Annotated in this window: 15 protein-coding genes; 5 read left to right on the top strand and 10 right to left on the bottom strand. The window is 51.6% G+C overall.

The annotated features are described in order from the left end of the window. Positions 1-22 precede the first annotated feature (22 nt). Complete coding sequence (atoB, locus tag FEK42_RS01265) at positions 23-1,207, top strand: acetyl-CoA acetyltransferase (protein ID WP_135492829.1); 1,185 nt, start codon at positions 23-25, stop codon at positions 1,205-1,207. A gap of 73 nt (positions 1,208-1,280) precedes the next feature. Here atoB and FEK42_RS01260 read toward each other — a convergent pair whose 3' ends face one another. The 6 genes from FEK42_RS01260 to gyrA all read right to left on the bottom strand — a co-directional run bounded on the left by FEK42_RS01260 (position 1,281) and on the right by gyrA (position 13,334). Next, positions 1,281-2,057: a YfaP family protein gene (locus FEK42_RS01260; RefSeq protein WP_001559478.1), complete on the bottom strand. Its 777-nt coding sequence runs from the start codon at positions 2,055-2,057 to the stop codon at positions 1,281-1,283. Between the two features lie 4 nt (positions 2,058-2,061). Further along, positions 2,062-3,711: a YfaQ family protein gene (locus FEK42_RS01255; RefSeq protein WP_138211710.1), complete on the bottom strand. Its 1,650-nt coding sequence runs from the start codon at positions 3,709-3,711 to the stop codon at positions 2,062-2,064. Beyond that, positions 3,712-8,226, bottom strand: coding sequence for an alpha-2-macroglobulin (locus FEK42_RS01250; RefSeq protein ID WP_205714127.1), 4,515 nt, complete (start codon positions 8,224-8,226; stop codon positions 3,712-3,714). A 23-nt stretch (positions 8,227-8,249) separates the two neighbouring features. Beyond that, complete coding sequence (locus tag FEK42_RS01245; RefSeq protein WP_135491689.1) at positions 8,250-8,873, bottom strand: DUF1175 domain-containing protein; 624 nt, start codon at positions 8,871-8,873, stop codon at positions 8,250-8,252. Beyond that, a complete protein-coding gene (locus FEK42_RS01240) occupies positions 8,870-10,558 on the bottom strand; it encodes a DUF2138 domain-containing protein (RefSeq protein ID WP_135492830.1) in 1,689 nt (562 codons plus the stop codon). The genes FEK42_RS01245 and FEK42_RS01240 overlap by 4 nt, the downstream gene beginning before the upstream one ends. 148 nt (positions 10,559-10,706) lie before the next feature. Then, on the bottom strand, positions 10,707-13,334 hold the full coding sequence (gene gyrA, locus FEK42_RS01235) for a DNA topoisomerase (ATP-hydrolyzing) subunit A (protein WP_001281237.1): 2,628 nt from the start codon (positions 13,332-13,334) through the stop codon (positions 10,707-10,709). Positions 13,335-13,480: 146 nt separating this feature from the next. Here gyrA and ubiG point away from each other — a divergent pair, with 146 nt between their 5' ends. After that, positions 13,481-14,203 carry a bifunctional 2-polyprenyl-6-hydroxyphenol methylase/3-demethylubiquinol 3-O-methyltransferase UbiG gene (ubiG, locus tag FEK42_RS01230; RefSeq protein ID WP_130207157.1) on the top strand — a complete coding sequence of 241 codons (723 nt, stop codon included), beginning with the start codon at positions 13,481-13,483 and terminating at the stop codon, positions 14,201-14,203. A gap of 139 nt (positions 14,204-14,342) precedes the next feature. Here ubiG and yfaL read toward each other — a convergent pair whose 3' ends face one another. Further along, positions 14,343-18,083 (bottom strand): AIDA-I family autotransporter adhesin YfaL/EhaC, encoded by a 3,741-nt coding sequence (gene yfaL / locus FEK42_RS01225; RefSeq protein WP_135492831.1) that lies wholly within the window; start codon positions 18,081-18,083, stop codon positions 14,343-14,345. Between the two features lie 688 nt (positions 18,084-18,771). On the opposite strand from yfaL, the gene nrdA reads away from it, so the two are divergent. The 3 genes from nrdA (at position 18,772) to yfaE (ending at position 22,597) form a co-directional block, all read left to right on the top strand. Beyond that, a complete protein-coding gene (gene nrdA, locus FEK42_RS01220) occupies positions 18,772-21,057 on the top strand; it encodes a class 1a ribonucleoside-diphosphate reductase subunit alpha (RefSeq protein ID WP_130207159.1) in 2,286 nt (761 codons plus the stop codon). Positions 21,058-21,212: 155 nt separating this feature from the next. Continuing rightward, a complete protein-coding gene (nrdB, locus tag FEK42_RS01215; protein ID WP_130207160.1) occupies positions 21,213-22,343 on the top strand; it encodes a class Ia ribonucleoside-diphosphate reductase subunit beta in 1,131 nt (376 codons plus the stop codon). Further along, positions 22,343-22,597 carry a ferredoxin-like diferric-tyrosyl radical cofactor maintenance protein YfaE gene (yfaE, locus tag FEK42_RS01210; protein ID WP_130207161.1) on the top strand — a complete coding sequence of 85 codons (255 nt, stop codon included), beginning with the start codon at positions 22,343-22,345 and terminating at the stop codon, positions 22,595-22,597. The genes nrdB and yfaE overlap by 1 nt, the downstream gene beginning before the upstream one ends. A 53-nt stretch (positions 22,598-22,650) precedes the next feature. On the opposite strand, the gene inaA is transcribed toward yfaE, so the two are convergent. The 3 genes from inaA to glpT form a co-directional block, all read right to left on the bottom strand. After that, the gene (gene inaA, locus FEK42_RS01205) at positions 22,651-23,301 is read right to left on the bottom strand and encodes a lipopolysaccharide kinase InaA (protein ID WP_135492832.1); all 651 of its coding nucleotides are present in this window, start codon (positions 23,299-23,301) and stop codon (positions 22,651-22,653) included. Positions 23,302-23,452: 151 nt separating this feature from the next. Beyond that, a complete protein-coding gene (glpQ, locus tag FEK42_RS01200; RefSeq protein WP_130207163.1) occupies positions 23,453-24,532 on the bottom strand; it encodes a glycerophosphodiester phosphodiesterase in 1,080 nt (359 codons plus the stop codon). A 4-nt stretch (positions 24,533-24,536) separates the two neighbouring features. Further along, positions 24,537-25,895: a glycerol-3-phosphate transporter gene (glpT, locus tag FEK42_RS01195; RefSeq protein WP_135492833.1), complete on the bottom strand. Its 1,359-nt coding sequence runs from the start codon at positions 25,893-25,895 to the stop codon at positions 24,537-24,539. Positions 25,896-26,085 lie beyond the last annotated feature (190 nt).

Raw genomic sequence — 26,085 nt, 5'->3', positions numbered from 1 at the left:
GCAACTCATAAAAGGAAGAAAAATGAAAAATTGTGTCATCGTCAGTGCGGTACGTACTGCCATCGGTAGCTTTAACGGTTCTCTCGCCTCCACCAGTGCCATCGATTTGGGGGCAACGGTGATTCAAGCCGCCATTAAACGCGCGAGAATCGATTCACAACATATCGATGAAGTGATTATGGGGAACGTGTTGCAAGCCGGGCTGGGGCAAAACCCGGCGCGTCAGGCGCTGCTAAAAAGTGGACTAGCTGAAACGGTGTGCGGATTCACGGTCAACAAAGTGTGTGGTTCAGGTCTGAAAAGCGTGGCGCTTGCCGCACAAGCGATTCAGGCAGGTCAGGCGCAGAGCATCGTGGCGGGTGGAATGGAGAACATGAGTTTAGCGCCCTACTTGCTCGATGCAAAAGCACGCTCTGGTTATCGACTGGGAGACGGACAGATTTATGACGTAATCCTGCGCGATGGCCTGATGTGCGCCACCCACGGTTATCACATGGGGATTACCGCCGAGAACGTTGCCAAAGAGTATGGAATTACCCGTGAAATGCAGGATGAATTGGCGCTACATTCACAGCGTAAAGCGGCAGCCGCCATTGAGTCCGGTGCTTTTACAGCCGAAATCGTCCCGGTAAATGTTGTCACTCGGAAGAAAACCCTCGTCTTCAGTCAAGACGAATTCCCGAAAGCGGATTCTACGACTGAAGCGTTAGGCGCATTACGCCCGGCCTTCGATAAAGCAGGAACAGTCACCGCCGGGAACGCATCTGGTATTAACGACGGTGCTGCCGCTCTGGTGATTATGGAAGAATCTGCAGCACTGGAGGCTGGCCTTAAACCACTGGCACGCATTAAAAGTTATGCCAGCGGCGGCGTGGCCCCCGCGTTGATGGGAATGGGCCCCGTTCCCGCCACGCAAAAAGCGTTACAACTGGCGGAGCTACAACTGGCGGATATTGATCTCATTGAGGCTAATGAAGCGTTTGCTGCACAGTTTCTTGCTGTAGGGAAAACACTGGGCTTTGATCCTGAGAAAGTGAATGTCAACGGTGGTGCCATCGCGCTCGGGCATCCTATCGGTGCCAGTGGTGCTCGTATTCTGGTCACACTATTACATGCAATGCAGGCACGCGATAAAACGCTGGGGCTGGCAACACTGTGCATTGGTGGCGGCCAGGGAATTGCAATGGTGATTGAACGGTTGAATTAACGAACAAAAACGCCCGATAGCGAAAGTTATCGGGCGTTTTCTTGAACATCGGCAGCGAAGGTAACCCCATTAATCACCAGTCAAAACTTTTCACCAGCGTCAGCTCGCCAGCATTACGCATCGGTACAATAAAAGTTTCCTGTTTCTCATTGACCGATCCTTCATCGGTGATCAGTGTCAGTTGGGCGGTAGTTAATTCCGTTTCACTGCGCCCGCCGTAGTAGTTGATATACACCTGATAGCGCCCGTGAATCGGCGCTGGCATGGCGAAAATCTCTGGTCCGTACCCCGTCGTGACATCCATATCCAGTGCACCACTGTTTTTCAGCACCGTGTTACCGTACCAGGCATGTTCACCGTCAGGCGTAACGACATGAAGATCGAGGTCGGTATTATCCGTATCCCACGAGAGAACCAGCCGTAAACGCGCGCGGATCACTCCAGCGCCCGGCGTTGAGTAAAACTGCATTTTTTGTCGGCTTTGCCCATCTGGGCTGATGACCTGCACGCTGTTACTGCCTTCCGTGAAAATATAAGGGCGCGCAAAAGAACCATCTGACTCAATTCTCTGCGGCATACTGGCACCGTTGACCACCAGTCGCCCCTGCTGGACTTTGCCCGCCGCAGCATAATTCTTTATTTTGCCGCGGATCTGAGCTGAGATATTTTGATCATCTGCCATGTTGACGGACGACGCCGGGTAATTGATCGATTGTGAAAAACTGGCATCTTCGCCCTCTGCCGGATGCCAGCCAGAGAGCGGTGCATCAATCTCGACTTCCTGCACACCTTCACTGTGAGCGACAGGCGAAAGCGCCACCAGTAACAACGGAAGAAAAATCTTTCGCATAGCATTAGTCCATTAATAATTGTCGGGTCAGCGTTTCGATATAGTTCTCATCAAGCCCGGTGGGATAACCATCAAAGGCCAGGTGCAGATACTCATGGGTTAAATCCAGCCGATCCTGAAGCGTAAAGAAGTTACGAATAAACAGCCGTTTCTGCTGCCGATCGGTATAGGGGAAACCTGAGACTAAACGACAGACCGCAAACACGTCTGGTTCGTTGTACCCCGTCTCGCCTTGTAATATACGCCGCCACTGCGGCATTTTTTTCGCCAGCCAGGCTTTCGCTTTGGGTAATAACTGGCAGGTTGAGCGTGGCGCTCCCCAGCGGCTAAGGCTGTTGTCGGGATAAGCAAACGCGAGTATCTGGTCGTAACGCTCTCCCTGCCCCGCCTGGGCCGTGGCTTGCCGCCAGGAAAGCGTGCCTTCGGTAGCGCGACTGCCATGATAATGAACCGGATCGCCCGCATAGATGAGATCCTGCGTCCAGGCGGTCATCGTTCGCGCCCCCGTGGTGGCTGGCGAAGCAGAAACACGCTGCGTGGCGCTGCTGTCGGGAATGGTCAGGCAATCGCCTTCCCGATTGGCGTTTTGCTGTAAAAAAGTGCGAATCGCCACGGTCATGGCTTTCGCTGCCTCAGGGGGCGTACTTTTCGCCTCGCGATCCAGAACTCTGGCAACGTACTCTTCACGATCGAGATGCGACTGTAATTTCAGTTTGCCCTTCTCCGTCAGTAACGTCGTCTCACCACGGCTAACAAACGTAATGTGGTTACCATTGGCGAACGTCACACGATAGCGCCCATTGAGCACACCAGGTTTTACTGCCGTCGTGCTCTTTTCCTCAGTGACTTTCTTCAACGGATAGCGAGCAAACAGATCCACCAGTACACATTGCCCGCTGGCAACTTGCGTCGGCACAGGCAAAACCTGATTAAGTACCGTCGCATAACGGGTCAGTACTGTCTTGCTGGTGCCACCACCTGCAACCCACAGCGGCGTGCCATCAGTTAACCATCCGGCAAAACCACCCTGGCGGATTTCCTGTTTATCATCGGCAAACCAGCTCCAGGTTTTCACCCGCACACGACTACCGAGCATAGACGCAACACCGATTTTCGCCTCGTCCAGCACAACATCCAGTAAGACTTCCTGAGCTTTGTTTTGCGCGGGTAACGTCGCTAATGAATCAAGCAGCGATGTAACGGTTACCGACGTTTCTGGTTTCAGCGTAGAAAGAGATGCTAACCACGCCGGAGCCTGACGCTGTTGCCAGTATTGCCCCCATACATCCGCGCTAATGTGCAACCGCTGCGGTGCAAAATAGAGTCCGCAGGAGCGTACCAGCGCGGTATCGCGCGTTATGCTCTCCCCTGCCTGGCAACAATAAACTTCTTCCGGGGAGTTGCCGCGACACTGGTATGGCTGCTCCGGTTGATGGGTATCCTCCAGCCAGGCGTAAACATACAGTTTCCACAAACTCCCTAACGGCGTGGTGAGCGTTTCAGGTAACGTCGAGACATTTGTCACGCCTGACGACGATAACTGATACAGTTGGTCATGCTGCGCGCCCCGCAGCGCCAGTTGTAACGGCGTCTCCTGTGCAAACGTCGGCAGGGTAACCAGCGTTAATAGCCAAACGACTCTGCGCCAGTTCACTTATTTCACCTGCATTCCGGTCCATTCGCTACCTGCCGCAACGCTTTGCTGCGCAGGTGCATAGGAACGCACATAGCGAGCAGGCGGCAGAACGAATTGCCCTTTTTGTGAGAAGCGCAGCAGATGGCGGAAAGTGACCGTTCCCGTCAGTTCTTTCACCGGCACCATATAGGCCAGTTCGCCCATTTCATTACGCGCTTTTTCCAGCGATTGCCCCTGCTGTTTCGCGGCGTTGGGTTTATTGACCGAAATGCCCCACGTTGTCCGTTCAACATCGGCTCCCGGCGGCAGTGGGACTTCCACCTGACCGTAGCGCAGAACTGCATCCTGCTCGCTGGTAAGCGTGATTTCATCGAGATACAGCGCATCGCTGTTAATCTCATTGCTGGTCACCGGCTGCAACGTAAAACTCATTTCTTCATCACCGGGGATAAGCCGATACAACTGGCGTTCAACGGTCACCGGAAAATTACTTTGTTGAGCCGTTTTTGCCGGTTCACGCCAGCGGACCTGCACGTTTTGCGGCGGTAATTCGTCACCAAAAGAGAGAATTTCCGGCACGCCCTGACCAACCCAACGCCAGTATTCGCCCCCTCCGGTTAACTTATGTTTGGCCCATGCACCCGCAGGCACAGGTAATACAACCGGGGGCATCGTCGCCATATATTTCGCCAGCCAGTTCATGGCCAGCGCGCGCTCAATAGTGGATTGCTCAGCGGTCAAACCACTTAAAATAGCGGCCGCCTGGGTGGTGTCGCCACCGCTATTGAGCAGCACAACCGTGTGCGCCAGCGGCTGATTGCTGTTTGCCGCTTTATCCCACGCATATTGCTGAACCTGTGGCATCACAGTGGACTTCAACTGCGCTTTTTTCAGCAACGTCATGGTTAAGACGTTTGCCACCGCATCTGCCAGCGGAGATTCCGGTGTATCGAGGATCAAACTGTCATTGATATCGCTGGTGTCTTCCTCAGAGAAATCTTCTGTTTTAGTTCCGCGCCGGGCGATAGCTTCATCCAACCCTTTCAACAACGTTTTGCACGGCAGATTCATCTCCTGCGCCCACGCCAGCACCAGCGCCCGATGCAATAACGGCATGTTATCCGCCTGCTCCGCGTAGCTGTCGAGCATATGTTGCCAGTATTCCGGTTGTTGCGTTACGCCGAGCGCCTGGCTGGCCTGCCAGTCGGCGTACCATGCCCATGCCGTGAGGAATGCATCGCCATTGCCATCTTCACCCCACCAGGTAAAGCGCGCTCCTGGCCCCGCCAGTTGCATCAGCCGCAGACGGTTATCCTGAATCATCTGACGAATGTCGTTAGCGGCGGCACTTTGATGATCGGCAAGCGAACGCCAGGCAAGACTGAGCGGGATCAGACGGCTACCGGTGTTGATCACGCCCCCCCAGGGTTCCTCTATTAACGCATCAAGATTGTTGCGGAAAATCTCCTGCGGTGTTTCGCTACTTTGCAGCCGGATATTACTCGCCTGCTCGGGCAACATCAGCGCGTTATCGCCACCGCCGAGCATGACGTTTTTCTGCTGTTCAACGGGCCAGCTGTTATCAACAAAAGACAGTTTTGTGCTAATGCTGTCCTGCACTTGCCCATTTTGTTGCAGTTCTGCGCTTAACAAGCCAGATTGCTGAATGTTCTGCGCCAGCGAAATATAGTTCGCCCCCTTATGCAGTGTCAGCGTCTGGCGCATCTCGTCGCCCGCAAATTTACTCACCAGCTCTACCGGTTCGTTATCCTGCTGACTGAAGATAAACAGCCCTGCCGCTGGTTTGTCGCCAAGGCGATAGACCAGCGGCATACTCCACTTCATGTAGAGATTTTTTTCCGAACGCAGATAAGCACGCCCCTGCCCGACCAGTCCGTCGCCGTTCATCCCTCGAGCGGTAATGCGCCAGCGCGTTAACGAATCCGGCATCAGGAATGTAAAGTACGCTTTGCCTTGTTTATCCGTGGTTAGCGACGGTATCCATGCCGCGGTATCCACCTCTTCACGCCGTGGACGTTCAAGCATTTTTACTCGCCGCTCGCTGCGGTTAGTCGCGCCAGGCGCAACCGGCTCGCTGGAGAGCGCCTGGTCGTAGCTGATAAATGACAGACTGGAACTGGTGCGTACATTGTTACGTCCCAGCGGATAGAAAAATTTGCCGATACTCGGCGCGATTTCCGGTTGCAGCGCGTAGATCATTTCATCGACCACGCCAACCGTTAGCTGCGCAGAAACAGGTTTACCTTTCAGCGACGAGGTTAATTCGACATTGACCAGTTCACCTGGCTGGTAATGGGTTTTGTCCGTTTTCACCCGGATATCCAGCTGAGGAACGGCAACTTTGATCCCAGCATTCTGAAAACTGTACTGACCGTTACGGGTATACAGCACCGAAAAAGTGATGTTAGGCGCAAAGGAATTGCTCACCGGAACGCGGGCTTCATACTGGGTATCGTTTAAGCGTTGTAGCGTCAGCCAGTTTGCCGGTTGCGATAGCAGCGACTGCTGTTCCACGCGATCGCGTTCCAGCGTCAATAACGCTTCATCAATTGGCTCCGGGAAGGTAATCAGCATCTTCGCGGTTTCGCCTGGCTGGTACAGCGTTTTATCCGCCACGATATCTACCGTACCAGTATGCGCCGTGCTGCCCTTACCGCTGACTGCATGACTTAACCCAGCGAGAATTAAGCCGTCTTTATCGCGCAACGTCAGATTGTAGTTGCCAGGTTTTTCGAAATTAACGGTGAAGGATTTACCGCCTGACGGTAGCTCTCCGCTATGGCTCGTGCGGTCTTCGAGACGCAACCATTCATACGTAACAGGAACCTGTTTTGAAGATTCCAGCGCGGTATAACGGAACACAACCGACTCGCCGCTATTACTGTATTGTGCGGCGGTGCTTAGAGAGTAATGCGCCAGACCGCGTTCAATGAGGATCTCTTTGGTTGTGGTAACACGATATGCCGCGCCGTCGCTGGCGGAGACGGTCAGTAAATAGCGGCTCGGTTTATCTGCTGCGGGAAGATTTAACGCCACATGACCGCTGGCGTCTGAAACTGTTTCACTGCCTTCAAGCGACACAGGGAAGCGCCCGGCATAACGCAAATCGTTACCGACCATCGAAAGTTGTTGGGCGCGCAAACTTAACTGCACGCGGGCATTTTTTACCGGCTCGCCATCCGGGTAGAGCAGTTGCAGTTTGCCGCTGACCGCTTCGCCAGTTTTGAAATCTTTTTTGTCGAGAGCTAAACCAATTTCGAAATGTGGTTTGATGTAGTTTGCCACGCGAAAACTGCTGCTATAGACCTGCTTGCGGTAAGCCAGGCGTAACTCATAACCTCCGGCAACGGCATTTTCTGGCAGGCGGAAACTCCCCTGCCCGCCATTACGCGCATCAAGTGTGACATCGACGGTTTGCAACAGGCTGCCGTTGGCGTCCAGCACTGAAAGCTTCGCCGGTGCGCTGACGATAGGGGATGAATGCAACGGATCGTGAAACTCGCGGCCCATCACTTTAACATCGACACGATCGCCTGCGCGATACAGCGGGCGATCGGTAAAGATAAACAAGCGGGTATTGTAGATTTCGCTTTCGTAGAAGAAGTTCTCGGAGACAAAAACGCCGCCTTCAGCATCTTTACCCAGAATATATGAACGTTCAGGCGATATATGTTGTAACTGCAAGGTGCCGCTGTCATTGGTGACGCCTCGGGTCATCACGCCAAGACCGTCAGTCCACAGGATTTCTGATCCAGGCTTCGCGTCCCCCTGCTTTTTGCCAGCGGTCCACACCAGAAGCTCGTTACCCGACACTTTACTCAACGCCACGGTATTGGAGACAAACACCACCGTTGTTGCCCGATAACCACCCACCATCGCTTCGACGAGATACAGCCCCGGCTCTTGTTTGCCGAGAGGAATATAGATGTTGCCCGGCTGCGGCGAGATGAAGTTACTGGATGCGCCTTCCAGTTTTACCCCTTGCTGCGGTTCAACCGGTTTTGCCTGCCATAGTGGATAACGGAACTGTTCCACCAGTGGATATTTCTTCAGCGGTGAAAACTGGCTGTTTTGTACATAACGGGAAGGTTTGATGATGGCATTGCCGAGCTGCAATTCCGGTAATGCCTGGGTCACATTCTGCCGTGACTGATAAGAGAAAGAACGCTGCATGACACGGCGAGATTTGCCGTACCAGTTATCCCACAGCCAGGTTAGCGTATTGTTCAGACCGTCACCCAGATACTGCGGTTGTACTACAATGCGGTGCAGGTTTTTCTGCTGACGCAGAAATGCCATCGGATCAGGAATACGATACAGGCGAACATCCACGCCGCCGTACTCTTCCATCTGATAACGTTGATAATCGCGCCCCGGCGCTTCCAGACGTACTTTCGCCTCTTCGCTGCTGCTAAAACTGCTGTCAGCGAGCAAAAAGAACGTTCCCCCGGCTGGCGGCGCATAGTTGCTGGAAGGAAGCGAATCGTCAGCATTAACAAGCCCCGCCCCCACAAGAGACAGGCACAGGCAGGCCGCTATTGCGCCAGAAAATTTAAACGATAAATGCCAATGAAATTGGGATTGGAATCGTTGGGTATCCATCGGGTGTCCTTCCATGTCATAAGTTGTTGCAGACTGACTGCGCGCATTCCGTTGTCAGTTTTCGTGGCGCTTCCGGTGTGGTAGATGACGTAACGCCCCATCCAGACCATTAAGTGCTGGGCATCGCCCTGATCGAAAAAAATCATATCGCCAGGCAGTGCCTGGTTTATATCCTGGCCAATAAACTGGCTGTTGTACTGAATCAAATTAATCGCGGTCACATAGGGTCCGGTTTTCCCGCTCCCTTGGTTCCAGTTTTGTGCCAGTTGTCGTTGCTCAGGTGTTAGCGTCATTTCTGGCGGTAGATACTGGTTTGACAGACCGTTACTTTTTAGCCATTTGCTATCGTGAACTTTCAGCGACTCGTTCGCTGCAAAGCGCACCAGACCTGCGCAATCCTGCTGATACCAACGTGGGCTTGGCCCCTGGCGTAGCTGTTCCTGCGCAATGCGCACAAACCAGGCACGAAATAGCCCCGATTGTTCGACATTCAGCATTTCGCTATGAGCAACAAAACAACACAGCCAGCAAATCAGTGCCAGCAGTCCACGCCTCATAATGGCTGCCAGTTGATTGGTAACCATTGCCAGGCGGCGCCCGGTTTCATCTGGTCCAGCTTCATGACATAACGAGGCTGTTGCGATAAAGCGTCCAGTTTCGGCATTAATAAAGTTTGTGCGGCGTTATAAAAAACCGGTTCGAGATTCTTCGGCAGACTGGTCAGCGTTTCGTTACGCAGCAGTTTCGCCATTCCTTGTGGATTGATATATACCGGAACGACGCCATCAGTGGGTATCACATCCACCATTGCCGGGCGGGTTTTATTCAGTGTTTGCAGCGCATTATTAACCAGCGTGTCATCGAGGGAGAAAAGCAGCGTTTTGTTTTGCATCGCCAGCGACACGCGGAAAAAATAATCCGACATTAATTGATCTGGTTGCGCTGACTGTGCTTTCGGATACTGACCGTATCGGGAACTCACTTCGCGACGCCAGATTTGCGCTTCGCCCTGCTGAGTTTGAGTTACCGGTAATACGCCTTCTGGCGCTTTGCTTTCACGAGCACCAATATTTTGGGTAAACAGTTTCCCTGGCAATGGCGCCTGTTCGTCAGTGCCATCAAACTGACCAACAAACAGCGGGGTTTGCAGTTTTGAATCCTCATACCAGCACAGCCCGGCGGCACCATCTAATGCCCCATTCAACTTGTCGTTTTCCTGAGCGATTTGTGAGAGCATCTCTTCAGCAATACCGTGCGAGTAAGGCACCGCCACGCAGAAGCTTGCCCCGGCAGGCATACTGCTCCATACCGGCGTAAAATCGAAACTGGCATCCACGCTAGCGGATGCATCATTTAACGCCAGAAAGCTATGCCAGCCGTCGTTGCTCATTTCGAAGCGTACGCCAGCAAAAGAAGGCATTAATCGCTGGTAGCCAAAACCCAGCAAATTTGCACTGACCACGATGCGCTGGCGTACTGGTGTTTTTCCGGCAGCACGCTCTTCCAGACCGAAGCTGGCTTGCCAGCGTTTTTTGCCGCTCAACAAATCACTTGCGATCGCCGTGGCTTCGGTATCCTGCTGGTCATCTTTAAACAACATATCCGTGCTGGAAAACACCAGCATCTTGTCCTGATATGTCGCGAACATCAGGGCATTATTGCCGTTATAGCGCAACTGATAAACAGGGATGGTTTCACTATTTAGCTTAATACTACTGATTTCCGTCTTACTTAACTGGCTGTCGCTGGTAGCAGCAAACAGCAATGGCTCCAGCAACTTGCTCAAGCCACTACGCTGGATAAGCACCATATAATGTGAAAGATGGCCTTGTTTATCGTGCCACAGTGCCGCCTGCGCGGGCTGGTCTAAGAGCGACGAAAAGAGCTTATCTTTCAGCGTGAGATCGTGTTCATAGACAATGCGGCGAATACTGCCTTCAATGCCCAGACGATCGGCATGATTCTGATAATAGAAAACGAAATCTTCACTCAGGACATCGTGGAGATAAGGAATAGTAAGGAGATCTTTGGGAAGCTGGCTTAGAGAGTCGCTATCGAGAAAGAGGTCAGGCTCATTGAGATCGATTTGCAAATTATTATGCACTACCAGCGGCGACAACGTTTTTTCTGGACCGCTGCCAGTGTATTGCAATGCCCAGACGCCCGCGGAAAGGAGCGCAACAACACCGACACCTACAAGGCCATAAAACTGCCAGCCTTTCGCCTTTTTTTCACCGCTCATTGCCACATTCCTTGTGTATAACCGTCATTTTTGACGAACGAACTCGCCCTTTAGCGCGCCCTAATACGACAAAAGCCCAGACTTTGCAGCCTGGACTTTTCATTTCGAAGAAGGGATGTTTACTCCCTTCAGTCATGAAGCGATGAAATTATTCTTCTTCCGGTTCGTCGTCAACGTCCACTTCCGGAGCGATTTCATCGTCCCCTTCCGCGGCACTGCCGTCGATGGTATCCAGATCTTCTTCGTCAACCGGTTCAGCAACACGCTGCAGACCCACTACGTTTTCATCTTCCGCAGTACGGATGAGGATCACGCCCTGGGTGTTACGGCCAACGATGCTGATTTCCGAAACGCGAGTACGTACCAGCGTACCGGCATCGGTGATCATCATGATCTGGTCGCAATCATCTACCTGCACCGCGCCAACCACTAAACCGTTACGTTCGGTAACCTTGATGGAGATAACCCCTTTCGTCGCACGCGACTTGGTTGGGTATTCCGCCACTGCGGTACGTTTACCATAACCGTTCTGCGTTGCGGTGAGGATGGCGCCATCGCCACGCGGCACGATCAGAGAGACGACTTTATCGCCTTCGCCTAAGCGAATACCGCGAACACCGGTGGTGTTGCAGCCCATCGCACGGACAGAAGACTCTTTAAAGCGCACCACTTTACCTTCGGCGGAGAACAACATTACTTCATCTTCGCCACTGGTCAGGTCAACGCCGATCAGCTCATCGCCTTCAACCAGTTTGATCGCCACTTTACCGGCGGTACGCAGACGGTTGAACTCGGTGAGGACGGTTTTCTTCACAGTACCGTTAGCGGTCGCCATGAAGACTTTCACGCCTTCTTCAAACTCGGTCACCGGCAGGATCGCGGTGATACGTTCGTCCTGCTCCAGCGGCAGCAGGTTGACGATCGGACGACCGCGTGCACCACGAGAGGCTTCCGGCAACTGATAAACTTTCATCGAATAGACACGACCACGGCTGGAGAAGCACAGGATATGATCGTGAGTGTTCGCCACCAGCAGTCGGTCGATAAAGTCTTCTTCTTTAATACGTGCGGCAGATTTACCTTTCCCGCCACGACGCTGCGCTTCGTATTCAGAAAGCGGCTGATACTTCACGTAGCCCTGGTGAGAGAGCGTGACGACGACATCTTCCTGGGTGATCAGATCTTCCAGGTTGATGTCTGCGCTGTTGGCGGTGATTTCAGTACGACGTTTGTCGCCGAACTGTTCACGAACCAGCTCCAGCTCTTCGCGGATCACTTCCATCAGACGATCGGCGCTGCCAAGAATACGCAGCAGTTCCGCGATCTGATCCAGCAGTTCTTTGTATTCGTCGAGCAGTTTTTCGTGCTCAAGGCCAGTCAGTTTCTGCAAACGCAGATCCAGAATCGCCTGGGCTTGCTGTTCGGTCAGATAGTACAGACCATCGCGCACGCCGAACTCTGGCTCCAGCCATTCCGGACGCGCAGCATCGTCGCCAGCACGTTCCAGCATCGCGGCAACGTTGCCCAGCTGCCACGGATTAGCAACCAGCGCGGTTTTCGCTTCTGCAGGCGTCGGCGCATGACGGATCAGTTCGATGATCGGGTCGATGTTTGCCAGCGCCACGGCCAATGCTTCAAGGATATGCGCACGGTCGCGAGCTTTACGCAGTTCGAAAATGGTACGACGGGTCACCACTTCGCGGCGGTGACGAACAAACGCCGCGATGATGTCTTTCAGGTTCATGATCTTCGGCTGACCATGGTGCAATGCCACCATGTTGATACCGAAAGAAACCTGCAACTGGGTCTGGGAGTAGAGGTTGTTGAGCACCACTTCACCGACCGCATCGCGTTTCACTTCAATCACGATGCGCATGCCGTCTTTGTCAGACTCGTCACGCAGCGCGCTGATGCCTTCCACACGTTTTTCTTTTACCAGTTCCGCAATCTTCTCGATCAGGCGCGCTTTGTTCACCTGATACGGAATTTCGTGGACGATAATGGTTTCACGCCCGGTTTTGGCGTCAACTTCCACTTCTGCGCGAGCGCGGATATACACCTTGCCGCGACCGGTACGGTAAGCTTCTTCAATACCGCGGCGACCGTTAATGATTGCCGCCGTCGGGAAGTCCGGGCCCGGGATGTGTTCCATCAGCCCTTCAATGCTGATGTCTTCATCATCGATATACGCCAGACAACCATTGATGACTTCCGTCAGGTTGTGCGGCGGGATGTTGGTTGCCATACCTACGGCGATACCGGAAGAACCGTTCACCAGCAGGTTAGGAATTTTGGTCGGCATGACGTCAGGAATTTTTTCCGTGCCGTCATAGTTATCAACGAAATCGACCGTCTCTTTTTCGAGATCGGCCATCAGTTCATGGGCAATTTTCGCCAGACGGATTTCCGTATAACGCATTGCCGCCGCAGAGTCGCCGTCGATAGAACCGAAGTTACCCTGACCGTCTACCAGCATATAACGCAGCGAGAATGGCTGCGCCATGCGGACGATCGTGTCATAGACCGCCGAGTCACCATGGGGATGGTATTTACCGATTACGTCACCAACGACACGGGCAGATTTTTTATAGGCTTTGTTCCAGTCATTGCCTAGTACGTTCATGGCGTAAAGTACGCGACGGTGTACCGGCTTCAGGCCATCTCGGACATCTGGCAGCGCACGGCCAACAATGACCGACATCGCATAATCCAGATAGGAGCTCTTCAGCTCTTCCTCAATGTTGACCGGTGTAATTTCTCTCGCAAGGTCGCTCATCTAACCGCTATCCCTCTACTGTATCCCGGATTCAAAGGTCGCAAATTATAACACAGCCGCGCAGATTGAGGTAAACCAATACGCTTTATTCACATCCAATGCCTGATATACTCGATTGTCTTGCCAATTACGGAGTAGAAGTGCCAATGAATGCCGAAAAATCGCCGGTAAACCATAACGTAGACCACGAAGAGATCGCTAAATTTGAAGCCGTCGCCTCCCGCTGGTGGGATCTGGAAGGCGAGTTCAAACCACTGCACCGCATTAACCCGCTGCGTCTGGGCTATATTGCCGAGCGTGCTGGCGGTTTATTTGGCAAAAAGGTGCTCGATGTCGGTTGTGGCGGCGGCATTCTGGCCGAGAGTATGGCGCGCGAAGGCGCGACGGTGACCGGTCTGGATATGGGCTTTGAGCCATTGCAGGTGGCAAAGCTGCACGCGCTGGAAAGCGGTATTCAGGTAGAGTACGTACAGGAAACCGTGGAAGAACACGCGGCAAAACATGCCGGGCAGTATGATGTGGTGACCTGCATGGAGATGCTGGAACACGTTCCCGATCCGCAGTCAGTGGTCAGAGCCTGTGCACAACTGGTAAAACCGGGTGGCGATGTCTTTTTCTCCACGCTTAATCGTAATGGCAAGTCGTGGCTAATGGCGGTGGTCGGCGCTGAATATATTTTGCGCATGGTGCCTAAAGGCACGCACGACGTGAAGAAGTTTATTAAACCGGCAGAATTGCTGGGCTGGGTGGATCAAACCAGTCTAAAAGAGCGCCATATGATCGGGCTGCATTATAACCCGATCACTAATACTTTTAAGCTCGGCCCCGGCGTTGATGTGAACTATATGCTGCACACGCAGAATAAGTAAGGTTGTTGTTTGGATTCATCCGGCAACCGCGCCAATGCCTGATGCGACGCTTGCCACGTCTTATCAGGCCTACAAATACTCCCGTAGGCCGGATAAGGCGTTTACGCCGCATCCGGCAACGATGCCGGGCGGACAGCGATTACCATTTCACCGTCATCGACAAAAACCCTGCCGTCTGGGCAAAATCATCGCTTCCTTTCTGCCACGCCACGCTGCCACGCAGGGAAACTCGCTGACTGATATTGCCCGTTACTCCCACTTTTATTTCACCACGCTGCTTCGCCGCATCGTCGCTGATTTGGCTACCATCTTCTTCAATTTCCGTCGAATGGGGATCGTGATAATAATTCAAATCCAACGTTGGCGTGATATGAAGCGCAGTATGCCATTCGCTGTGTAATCCCAGCCGCGTCTGAATATCATCGCCCTGCGATTGTGACACCCGCGCATGGTTAGCGGCGGTAAAATCATCCTGCTGCACGCCCTGATAAATCACCTGCGCCTGCGGTTCAATTAACACACCACGCCCCGGTAACCACTGATAGCCGGCTTCCAGCGAAGCAACGATCCCCGACGAATGGTAATGATCCGCACCATCACCTTGTTCAGAAACATCATTGCTAAACCAGGCATATTGCAGCCAGCTATCCAGCCATGCCCCTTGTTTTTGGCTACCGTGCTGAAACCAGCTTGAGGTCAGCCCAACAGCATAACCGTGGTTCTGGTTATCGGCGCGAGTTCCGGTCATATTCGAGCGACTGTCCCCCTGATTATCACTGTAGCCACCTACGGCCCCTAGCATCCACTGGCCATCATCGCCCCAGTCTCCGCTTAACAGGTTGCCGCTAAGCTGTACCGTAGAAATGTCTTCATGCTGGGCCAACTGCCCTGCTGCTGTGTAATGATAATCTCCGCCGATAACGCGTAAATTCAGCGTCTGACCATCGCCACCAGCGTGATCGTGTCGCTCCATCATAAACGCCCGATTTGCCGCCCGAAGGTTATTAAAATATCCACCAACTTTGGCATTCAGCACAGGCTGATAAGCGGGTGTTGGGTCGGGCTCCGGCGTGGGATCGGGAGTCGGATCCGGATCGGGCGGTGGCGTCGGAGTGACTTTTTGCGAGCGCAGATACCAGTCATTATCATCTTCCACCAACGTATAGTCGTAAGCGCCCATATTGACGTAGCCGCTGCCCGCCAGACTAAACTGCGCATTGTTTTGAAATTGCGTGGGATCGGCTGTGAAATCAATCACTTTAATGCCTGTAGATGTCGGCTCACCAATCCCGGTAATGGGGTTAACCACCACGGTCGTGTTGCCAGCAGTATTACCGTTCAACACCAGTTGGTCGCTTGCTGAGTCATCGCCGTTTAATTCGCTATCGAGCAGTAGCGTACCGCCGCCGGTATAATCACCGTTTACCGTCAGCGTATCGCCAGCGACGCCATTTTGCAGGCTAACCGCACCGGACGTATTGGTCAGATCACCATTAACCGTCACGTCTGAAAGATAAGTCAGACTGTCAGTTTCCAGGTTGGTATTAAGCTCACCTGTCAACATCACACCATCGGTGGCATTCACCAACGTACCGTCGCCGTTAAACAGCGAGGCATCCAGTGCGGCGGAAGTATCCTGCCCGGTCAGGCGCAAAACCGTACCATCGCTGATGTCGATAGTGCCGCTGGAAGTAGCATCAATAGACTGAATATCCTGATCCGCACCAGTCTCGAACGTCGCCCCATCACCGACCCACAGCGATGATGCATAAGGAAAGATATCCACAGCATCGCCTTTCAACGTGCCTTCTTCCACTCGCACCGCCGACTGCGCCGTGCCACTGGCAGTCAGTTCCAACGTTCCTGCACCGGTTTTCGTCAGTGTGGTTCCCACGTCCTGCTGCTGCCCGCTGCTGTCAGCCATCAGTGCGCCCCACTGCGTGTCTACACCCGCATCCACCATCACTTCACCATCGGCGCGCATTTCGATATCACGTCCGTGGCCTGCCGCATCTGAACGCGTGTCAACGTTGGAGTTAATCTCCATCGTGCTATCTTGTTGATTATCAGCAAAGATAACCTGGCGGTTATAGTGGGTATCACCAAGCTGAGAGTTGTCGCTCACCACCAGCGTACCGGAAGCGATTTGTGTTGTGCCGAGGTATTGATTGTCATTTGCCAGGCTGACCTGCCCGTCACCTGCATCCACCACCACATAAACACCATTATTCCCGTCATCGCCAATATGCAGATCGTCGCCACCGTAAAGATCGACAACATCCTGCTGACCAATCACCGTACCGTCGCTGCCACTGATTTCCAGACCATCGTTCTCTGACGTACCGCTCTGCCAGGTAGTAAAATCGGAGAGATCCAATACGCCGCCATTTAACACGATGGACTGCGGATCGTCTTGCATCTCCGCAAGATCCGTGGCGTTACCCGAAAGCGAGAGGATTGCGCCATCTTCCACCACAATATCGCCGGTCAGCGCCATCGACTGCGCACCCGCCAGTACATAACTCCCGTTTTCAGCAATAGTCAGTTGCCCTTCCCCCTGAATAGTTCCGGCAAAACCGCCCTGGTTGACGGTAACATTGCCGCCAGCGTCAATATTTAAAGTGCCATTCTGAAAACCCGTTAACGAATGTACAAATGTTTGCTGAGTCGAACCGACGTTAAGCTCTGCCTGATTATCTGTTTGTCCGATACTACCAACGCTCAAGCCATAGCAATTTTGTGGATTACTTTGGCACTGACTGTCACCGACATTCATCAGCGAATTATTCCGCCCTAGCGTGACTTCACCGTTTTTAATTCTCATCTCGCCAGTAAAATAATTGTTATCAGCGTTAAGCACCAGTTCGCCCGCTCCGGCTTTGGTAATAACGCCCGTCCCCGCAATGGAGTCGATAGCCCCATCATTTTTTGTACTGCCAATGATCAAGGTTTTATCAGCCGCAACATCAAAACGGATTTCACTTGCCCCTGTATACAGAAAGCCTCCAGCTGCTGCCGAAGCGTCTTCACCATAAGCGGATGCGCTGTTATTCACATCTACTAATACGCCCCCGTTCTGGCTGTAGCTGTCATCAACAGCGATATCAATAAGATAAGGAGAAGTCGTGCTACTGGTATAAATTGCGCCACCATAACCTTCAGCAGTGTTATTTATGAACGAAGTATTGTTAATAATGGTAAATCCTGATGGGTGTGTTTTATCGCTATTATTATCAGTAATATCGATGGCTCCACCATCACCATCACTGTAACTTGTTGATGTATATGCCTGATTATTATCAAAAACAGTGTTATTTAAGTAGACATTATTATTAATTGAATAAATTGCGCCACCTTTACCATCATTAGCAACATTATCCGTAAATACAGCATTGGTAATGCTAAGATCAATATCACCAGCGTCATTTGTTCCCGCAGAGTAGATCGCCCCTCCATACCCTCCAGCGATGTTATTGTCAAAAATAACCTGAGTAAGGTTCAGCGTTGAGTTTTCTTTTGCAAAGATAGCTCCGCCATTATTATATTCACCGCTCACGGCATTATTTTCAAACAGAGTCATCCCTGTTCCGCCTTGTGCTGATAATGTGAAATCAGCACCTTGTTGTAAAAATACCGCGCCTCCACTGGCATCATTTGCCATAGAGGAAAAAACAAGCCATTGCCCGTCAGCAACATTCCAGGTCTGTGTACTACCTGAAAGACTTTGATAGCTGGCCCGACAACTGGCAGTCACGTTAACACCCTGACATGAAGCCAGAACCTGCGACGTTGCATTTGCACGCGTAAACACGCAAGCAACGACGGCTGGAATAATTAATAGATATCCTTTCCTGATAAAAACAATCCGTTTTTTATTCATAATCTGACAGCCTGTGAGAAATAACACGCCATCATTAAAAGACATATTGTGATTGTAGATAATGATTAATTGTAAATAAGAAACATTTAAAACATATATACTAAAATAATATCTTCTAAAAGAAATAAATTATTCCTTTTGATACTGACCAAATTATGAAATAACAATAATTAAAACACATTAAACTGATTAATTCGTTTCTTGTTTACCTGGAATAATCAACATAACAAACTTTTATTTCACATCTGTTGATTAAAAAATACCTGTTCCGTGAACCGCAGCCATTTACATTCGCTCACATCATAAACATAACATTAAGTGCCGACGTTATATGAATTTGTGATGGCATCAATTTTCACCACACCTGACAAAAGCACAACAAATAACCTGGATCAATAATTATCTTAAATTGAGCGTTCAAGAAATCACCGAACGGTTATTTTTAACAAATTTTTCTCTTCCCATTGACTTTCCCGGACACCTTGTCTGACCTAAGGTACGCGGAAGTCGCTTTTTCCTTCCTGAGTTATCCACAAAGTTATGCACTTGCAAGAGGGCCGTTTTCACACTATCTTGCAGTGAATCCCAAACATACCCCCTATATATAGTGTTCGTTGCAGCTTTCCTTACTACAGGTAGTTGCCGTGAAACTATTGCGGAAAGAATTCCAAAAACAGGTACGACATACATGAATCAGAATCTGCTGGTGACAAAGCGCGACGGTAGCACAGAGCGCATCAATCTCGACAAAATCCATCGCGTTCTGGACTGGGCGGCAGAAGGACTGCATAACGTTTCGATTTCCCAGGTCGAGCTGCGCTCCCATATTCAGTTTTATGACGGAATCAAGACCTCCGACATCCACGAAACTATTATCAAGGCTGCCGCTGACCTGATCTCCCGTGATGCACCGGACTATCAGTATCTCGCCGCGCGCCTGGCAATTTTCCACCTGCGTAAAAAAGCCTACGGCCAGTTTGAGCCGCCTGCGCTGTACGACCACGTGGTGAAAATGGTCGAGATGGGCAAATACGATAATCATCTGCTGGAAGACTACACGGAAGAAGAGTTCAAGCAGATGGACACGTTTATCGTTCACGACCGTGATATGACCTTCTCTTATGCTGCCGTTAAGCAACTGGAAGGCAAATATCTGGTACAGAACCGCGTGACCGGCGAAATCTACGAGAGCGCACAGTTCCTCTATATTCTGGTTGCTGCATGCCTGTTCTCGAACTACCCGCGCGAAACGCGTCTGCAATACGTGAAGCGTTTTTACGACGCGGTTTCCACATTTAAAATTTCGCTGCCGACGCCAATCATGTCCGGCGTGCGTACCCCGACTCGCCAGTTCAGCTCCTGCGTGCTGATCGAGTGCGGCGACAGCCTGGATTCCATTAACGCGACCTCCAGCGCGATTGTGAAATACGTTTCCCAGCGTGCGGGGATCGGCATCAACGCCGGGCGTATTCGTGCACTGGGTAGCCCGATTCGTGGCGGCGAAGCGTTCCATACCGGATGCATTCCGTTCTACAAACATTTCCAGACGGCGGTGAAATCCTGCTCCCAGGGCGGCGTGCGCGGCGGTGCGGCAACGCTGTTCTACCCAATCTGGCATCTGGAAGTGGAAAGCCTGCTGGTGTTGAAAAACAACCGTGGGGTTGAAGGCAACCGCGTGCGTCATATGGACTACGGGGTACAAATCAACAAACTGATGTATACCCGTCTGCTGAAAGGTGAAGATATCACCCTGTTCAGCCCGTCCGACGTACCGGGGCTGTACGACGCGTTCTTCGCCGATCAGGAAGAGTTTGAACGCCTGTACACCAAATATGAGAAAGACGACAGCATCCGCAAGCAGCGTGTGAAAGCCGTTGAGCTGTTCTCGCTGATGATGCAGGAACGTGCGTCTACCGGTCGTATCTATATTCAGAACGTTGACCACTGCAATACCCATAGCCCGTTTGATCCGGCCATCGCGCCAGTGCGCCAGTCTAACCTGTGCCTGGAAATCGCTCTGCCGACCAAACCGCTGAATGACGTTAACGACGAAAACGGTGAAATCGCGCTGTGTACGCTTTCTGCTTTCAACCTGGGGGCAATTAACAGCCTGGATGAACTGGAAGAGCTGGCCGTTCTGGCGGTACGCGCACTCGACGCGCTGCTGGATTATCAGGATTACCCGATCCCGGCAGCTAAACGTGGAGCGATGGGTCGTCGTACACTGGGTATTGGTGTGATCAACTTCGCTTACTATCTGGCGAAGCACGGTAAACGCTACTCCGACGGCAGCGCCAACAACCTGACACATAAAACCTTCGAAGCCATTCAGTATTACCTGCTGAAAGCGTCTAATGAGCTGGCGAAAGAGCAAGGCGCGTGCCCGTGGTTTAACGAAACCACCTATGCGAAAGGGATCCTGCCGATCGATACCTATAAGAAAGATCTGGATGCCATCGCTAATGAGCCGTTGCATTACGACTGGGAAGCATTGCGTGAGTCGATCAAAACTTACGGCCTGCGTAACTCTACACTGTCAGCGCTGATGCCTTCCGAGACCTCTTCGCAGATCTCTAATGCTACTAACGGCATTGAACCGCCGCGCGGTTATGTCAGCATTAAAGCGTCGAAAGACGGTATTCTGCGCCAGGTCGTTCCAGACTACGAACACCTGCACGATGCCTATGAACTGCTGTGGGAAATGCCGGGTAACGATGGTTATCTGCAACTGGTTGGTATCATGCAGAAATTTATCGATCAGTCGATCTCTGCGAATACTAACTACGATCCGTCACGCTTCCCGTCAGGAAAAGTGCCGATGCAGCAGTTGCTGAAAGACCTGCTCACCGCCTACAAATTCGGGGTCAAAACGCTGTATTATCAGAACACCCGTGACGGCGCAGAAGATGCGCAGGACGATCTGGTGCCGTCAATCCAGGACGATGGCTGCGAAAGCGGCGCATGTAAGATCTGATATTGAGATGCCGGATGTGGCGTAAAATGTCTTATCCGGCCTACGTCTCGAATTTTGTAGGCCTGATAAAACGCGCCAGCGTCGCATCAGGCTCTGGATGCCGGATGCGGCGTAAAATGCCTTATCCGGCATTAAACTCCCAACAGGACATATTCATGGCATATACCACATTTTCACAGACGAAGAATGATCAGCTCAAAGAACCGATGTTCTTTGGTCAGCCGGTCAACGTGGCCCGCTACGATCAGCAAAAATATGAAATCTTCGAAAAGCTGATCGAAAAGCAGCTCTCTTTCTTCTGGCGTCCGGAAGAAGTTGACGTCTCTCGCGACCGTATCGATTATCAGGCACTGCCTGAACACGAAAAGCACATTTTTATCAGCAACCTGAAGTACCAGACGTTGCTCGATTCCATTCAGGGTCGTAGTCCGAACGTGGCACTGCTGCCGCTAATTTCTATTCCGGAACTGGAAACCTGGGTAGAAACGTGGGCATTTTCAGAAACGATTCACTCTCGTTCTTATACCCATATCATTCGTAATATCGTTAACGATCCGTCTGTTGTATTCGACGATATCGTCACCAACGAACAGATCCAGAAACGCGCGGAAGGCATTTCCCGCTATTACGATGAACTGATCGAGATGACCAGTTACTGGCATTTGCTGGGCGAAGGCACCCACACCGTCAACGGTAAAACCGTGACCGTTAGCCTGCGCGAGCTGAAGAAAAAACTTTATCTCTGCCTGATGAGCGTTAACGCGCTGGAAGCCATTCGTTTCTACGTCAGCTTTGCTTGTTCCTTTGCCTTTGCAGAACGCGAACTGATGGAAGGTAACGCCAAGATTATTCGCCTGATTGCCCGTGACGAAGCCCTGCACCTGACCGGTACTCAGCATATGCTGAATCTACTGCGCAGCGGCGCGGATGATCCGGAAATGGCGGAAATAGCCGAAGAGTGTAAGCAAGAGTGCTATGAGCTGTTTGTTCAGGCGGCACAGCAGGAGAAAGACTGGGCGGATTATCTGTTCCGTGACGGTTCGATGATTGGTCTGAACAAGGACATTCTCTGCCAGTACGTCGAGTACATCACCAACATCCGCATGCAAGCTGTCGGTTTGGATCTGCCGTTCCAGACACGTTCCAACCCGATCCCGTGGATCAATACCTGGCTGGTGTCGGATAACGTGCAGGTTGCCCCACAGGAAGTTGAGGTGAGTTCTTATCTGGTCGGTCAAATTGACTCGGAAGTGGACACCGACGATTTGAGTAACTTCCAGCTCTGATGACCCGCGTTACCTTGCGCATCACTGGCACACAACTGCTGTGCCAGGATGAACACCCTTCCCTTCTGGCGGCGCTGGAATCCCATAATGTGGCGGTTGAGTACCAGTGTCGCGAAGGCTACTGCGGCTCCTGTCGCACTCGCCTGGTTGCAGGTCAGGTTGACTGGATTGCCGAACCGTTAGCCTTTATTCAGCCAGGGGAGATTTTGCCCTGTTGTTGCCGGGCAAAAGGCGATATTGAAATAGAGTTGTGATCGGGTACTAGTGCCAGATGCGACGCTTATGTGTCTTATCTGGCCTACAACGATTACATGGCGTAGTAATACGCTTTCACCTGCTCCCAGTCGTCGGGAGGAATGGGAGATAAATACTTCTCCAGTTGGGCGAAATCATGCTGAGCTGCTTTTTGACGACGCAATCGGCGGCGACTTTTTTCCAGATCAAGAAACCCCGCTTCCGCCACACCCTCCGTTTTCACATAAATATGACGAACGTAGCAACAGCCATGCTGACGCTTGACGCTATGCATTTTTTTAAACGCTTGTGCCACCGCGTGTAGCATTGCTTCACGCACATCGTCTGGGTAAGGGGTAATAGCATGTTGTGTATACCAGTCTGCAATACTGATGAAACCGGTCATATCCTCGGTAACCAGTAGCGCCCGCCATTCCCCTTCTCGTTTGATTGCTTCACCAAATACGATTTTCGGCACGATAACGCCCGCGCGCTCCAAATCGTTTATCACCTCAATCTCCCGCACAATCGTCGGGCGTCCAAAGGGATAGCGCAGCGAATGAAAGAGATGCTGAGTCATACGCTTCACATAAAGCTTTTTACCATCGCGCTCTACACACTGCACACCACTCATACCATTGCGTCGATAATTGGGTTCTTCGACCCAGTCTCCTGTGGTCGCCCACCAACGTTCAAATTGTTCGTCTTCCGTTCCTGAGATCATTACTTACTATCCGTCACTATGTGCACGTTAATTATCAGGATGGAAATATAAAGTGTTGCCTTAAGAAATCCTTAAGATTTTTGTGTACAAAAATGGACTTGTTACAGAAGCAAAGCGGCATTCCGGGCAGACCGGAATGCCGAAGGTGAGATTATTTCTGTTGTTGCAGGAAGGTAACCGCTTTATCCGGGAAGTCAGTGAACAAACCGTTCACTCCAGCTTTGTTATACAAAATGTCATAAAGCTGATTCACATTCGTTGTGTAGGCCGGTAGCTTGTCGGCCCGCACGGTATAAGGATGCACCACCAGCTTATTCTGCTGTGCATCTTTTACCATTCCGGTAAGCTTGATATTACCCGGCTGCGATGTCTCATCAATCACCATATGGTAATCCGGGCCAATACCATCAGCATATTCCGCTACCTGTTTCATGGCACCCGGCTTGAACATCCAGTCATAGCTGTAATTAACCCAGCTTCCGTCCGGTTGTTTCTGCTGAGTTTCGTTCCAGTCGGTGTATGCAATCAGCTGTACCAGGTTGAGGTCCATACCCATTTTAGGTTCCAGCTCATTCTTAATACGCTTCAGTTCATCAGCATCAAAGCATTGCAGATAAACCTTATCATCCTTACCGGTGTAGCCATATTTCTTCAGCACTTCCAGGGTTTTTGCCGCAATATCCTTCCCTTCCTGATGATGGAACCACGGCGCTTTAATCTCTGGATAGATACCAATATTTTTCCCGGTCGAATGGTTTAGCCCCTGAACAAATTCAATTTCCTCTTCGAAAGTGTGCACCCGGAAGTCAGATTTACCCATCGGGAAACGCCCGGGAAAAGTCTGCACTTTTTTACCGTTTTCAATATCGAAGCCTTCAGTGAATTTTAAAGACTTAATTTCATCCAGTGTAAAATCTATCGCGTAGTAACGGCCATCTTTACGCGCCCGATCCGGGAAACGATCGGCAACATCGGTTACCCGGTCAAGATAGTGGTCATGCAGAACGACCAGATGGTCGTCCTTCGTCATCACCAAATCCTGTTCCAGATAATCGGCCCCCTGCGCATACGCCATCGCCTTTGCAGGCAGCGTATGCTCCGGCAAATAACCACTGGCGCCGCGATGGGCAATCACTATTTTCTCACTGTTATCCGCCGCCATTGCACTGCTTCCCATGATCATTCCACTCATCATGATAGCCATGCTAAGTTTTTTCAGCGTCAATTTCATGCCATTAGCCTCCGTTGCGTTTTTGCTGTAATTCCTGATGGCGACGTTTTTCGCCAATCATCACGACAATTAACAAGATAACCGCCAGGATGCTGCCACCAATCATCACCATGAAGCCGCCATCCCAGCCAAAGTAGTCAACGGTGTAGCCGACAATCGCGCTTGCCGCTACGGAGCCACCAAGGTAACCAAACAGTCCGGTAAAGCCCGCCGCCGTACCTGCCGCTTTCTTCGGCGCCAGTTCCAGCGCGTGCAGACCAATCAGCATGACTGGGCCGTAGATCAGGAAGCCGATAACAATCATACAAATCATATCGACAGTTGGGTTGCCTGCCGGGTTCATCCAGTAAACGATGGTGGCGATAGTCACCAGAGTCATAAAGAAGATGCCGGTTGCCCCACGGTTACCGCGGAAGACTTTGTCCGACATCCAGCCGCACAGCAGAGTGCCTGGAATGCCCGCATACTCATAGAAGAAGTAGGCCCAGGAGGATTTATCCAGCGCGAAGTGTTTCACCTCTTTCAGGTAAGTCGGTGACCAGTCGAGGATACCGTAGCGCAGCAGATAGACGAACACGTTGGCGATGGCGATGTACCACAGCAGTTTATTCGGCAGCACGTACTGCATGAAGATCTGTTTCGCGGTCAGTTCCTGTTCCGCTTTTTCGTTATAGTCGTCCGGGTAATCATTTTTGTACTCTTCGATCGGCGGCAGGCCACAGGATTGTGGGGTATCGCGCATCATCGCAAAGGCGAACAGAGCCACCAGAATGGCACAGAAAGCCGGCATATAAAGCGCCGCGTGCCAGTCATTAAACCAGGCCATCCCCAGCAGGAACAGCAGCGGCGGAATACCACCACCGACGTTATGCGCACAGTTCCACACCGACACAATGCCGCCACGTTCTTTCTGCGACCACCAGTGCACCATAGTACGACCGCACGGCGGCCATCCCATCCCCTGGAACCAACCGCAGAGGAACAGCAGCACAAACATCACCGCAATGCTCGATGTCGCCCACGGTACAAAGCCCATAAAAAGCATAACTGCCGCAGCAAGAATCAGACCTGCCGGCAGGAAAACGCGCGGATTCGAGCGGTCCGACACTGACCCCATGATGAATTTGGAAAATCCGTAGGCAATTGAGATCCCTGAAAGGGCAAAACCTAAATCACCACGTGAGAACCCCTGCTCCACCAGGTAGGGCATCGCGAGAGCAAAGTTCTTACGAACCAAATAGTAAGCGGCATAACCAAAGAATATCCCCAGGAAAATTTGCCAGCGTAATCGACGGTAAGTCGGGTCGATCTCCGCAGCAGGTAAGCGCGCCTTGTGTGGCGCTGGTTTAAAAATACTCAACATTTATAGCCTCCGTGGCCGTGGTCTTATTTATGATTAACAGCCTGATTCAATGGAAGAACCTGCCGTTTCTTGAGTTGCCGCGATGTTAATTAATCATTCATTCAATGAATGTGAATTACCGCACACATTATTAAATAAGATTTACAAAATGTTCAAAATGACGCATGAAATCACGTTTCACTTTCGAATT

It is taken from the genome of Escherichia sp. E2748, from assembly GCF_005781125.1.
Lineage (GTDB): Bacteria > Pseudomonadota > Gammaproteobacteria > Enterobacterales > Enterobacteriaceae > Escherichia.
Note: the sequence above shows the minus strand (reverse complement) of the source record. Positions and strands in the feature narration are given on the sequence as shown.

What these genes read in the sequence shown, in the direction of transcription:
- ubiG (WP_130207157.1), top strand. Translation starts at nt 13,481, where the DNA reads ATGAATGCCGAAAAATCGCCGGTAAACCATAACGTAGACCACGAAGAG.
- gyrA (WP_001281237.1), bottom strand. Translation starts at nt 13,334, where the DNA reads ATGAGCGACCTTGCGAGAGAAATTACACCGGTCAACATTGAGGAAGAG.
- atoB (WP_135492829.1), top strand. Translation starts at nt 23, where the DNA reads ATGAAAAATTGTGTCATCGTCAGTGCGGTACGTACTGCCATCGGTAGC.
- yfaL (WP_135492831.1), bottom strand. Translation starts at nt 18,083, where the DNA reads ATGAATAAAAAACGGATTGTTTTTATCAGGAAAGGATATCTATTAATT.
- FEK42_RS01240 (WP_135492830.1), bottom strand. Translation starts at nt 10,558, where the DNA reads ATGAGCGGTGAAAAAAAGGCGAAAGGCTGGCAGTTTTATGGCCTTGTA.
- glpQ (WP_130207163.1), bottom strand. Translation starts at nt 24,532, where the DNA reads ATGAAATTGACGCTGAAAAAACTTAGCATGGCTATCATGATGAGTGGA.
- inaA (WP_135492832.1), bottom strand. Translation starts at nt 23,301, where the DNA reads ATGATCTCAGGAACGGAAGACGAACAATTTGAACGTTGGTGGGCGACC.
- nrdB (WP_130207160.1), top strand. Translation starts at nt 21,213, where the DNA reads ATGGCATATACCACATTTTCACAGACGAAGAATGATCAGCTCAAAGAA.
- yfaE (WP_130207161.1), top strand. Translation starts at nt 22,343, where the DNA reads ATGACCCGCGTTACCTTGCGCATCACTGGCACACAACTGCTGTGCCAG.
- glpT (WP_135492833.1), bottom strand. Translation starts at nt 25,895, where the DNA reads ATGTTGAGTATTTTTAAACCAGCGCCACACAAGGCGCGCTTACCTGCT.
- FEK42_RS01260 (WP_001559478.1), bottom strand. Translation starts at nt 2,057, where the DNA reads ATGCGAAAGATTTTTCTTCCGTTGTTACTGGTGGCGCTTTCGCCTGTC.
- FEK42_RS01245 (WP_135491689.1), bottom strand. Translation starts at nt 8,873, where the DNA reads ATGAGGCGTGGACTGCTGGCACTGATTTGCTGGCTGTGTTGTTTTGTT.
- nrdA (WP_130207159.1), top strand. Translation starts at nt 18,772, where the DNA reads ATGAATCAGAATCTGCTGGTGACAAAGCGCGACGGTAGCACAGAGCGC.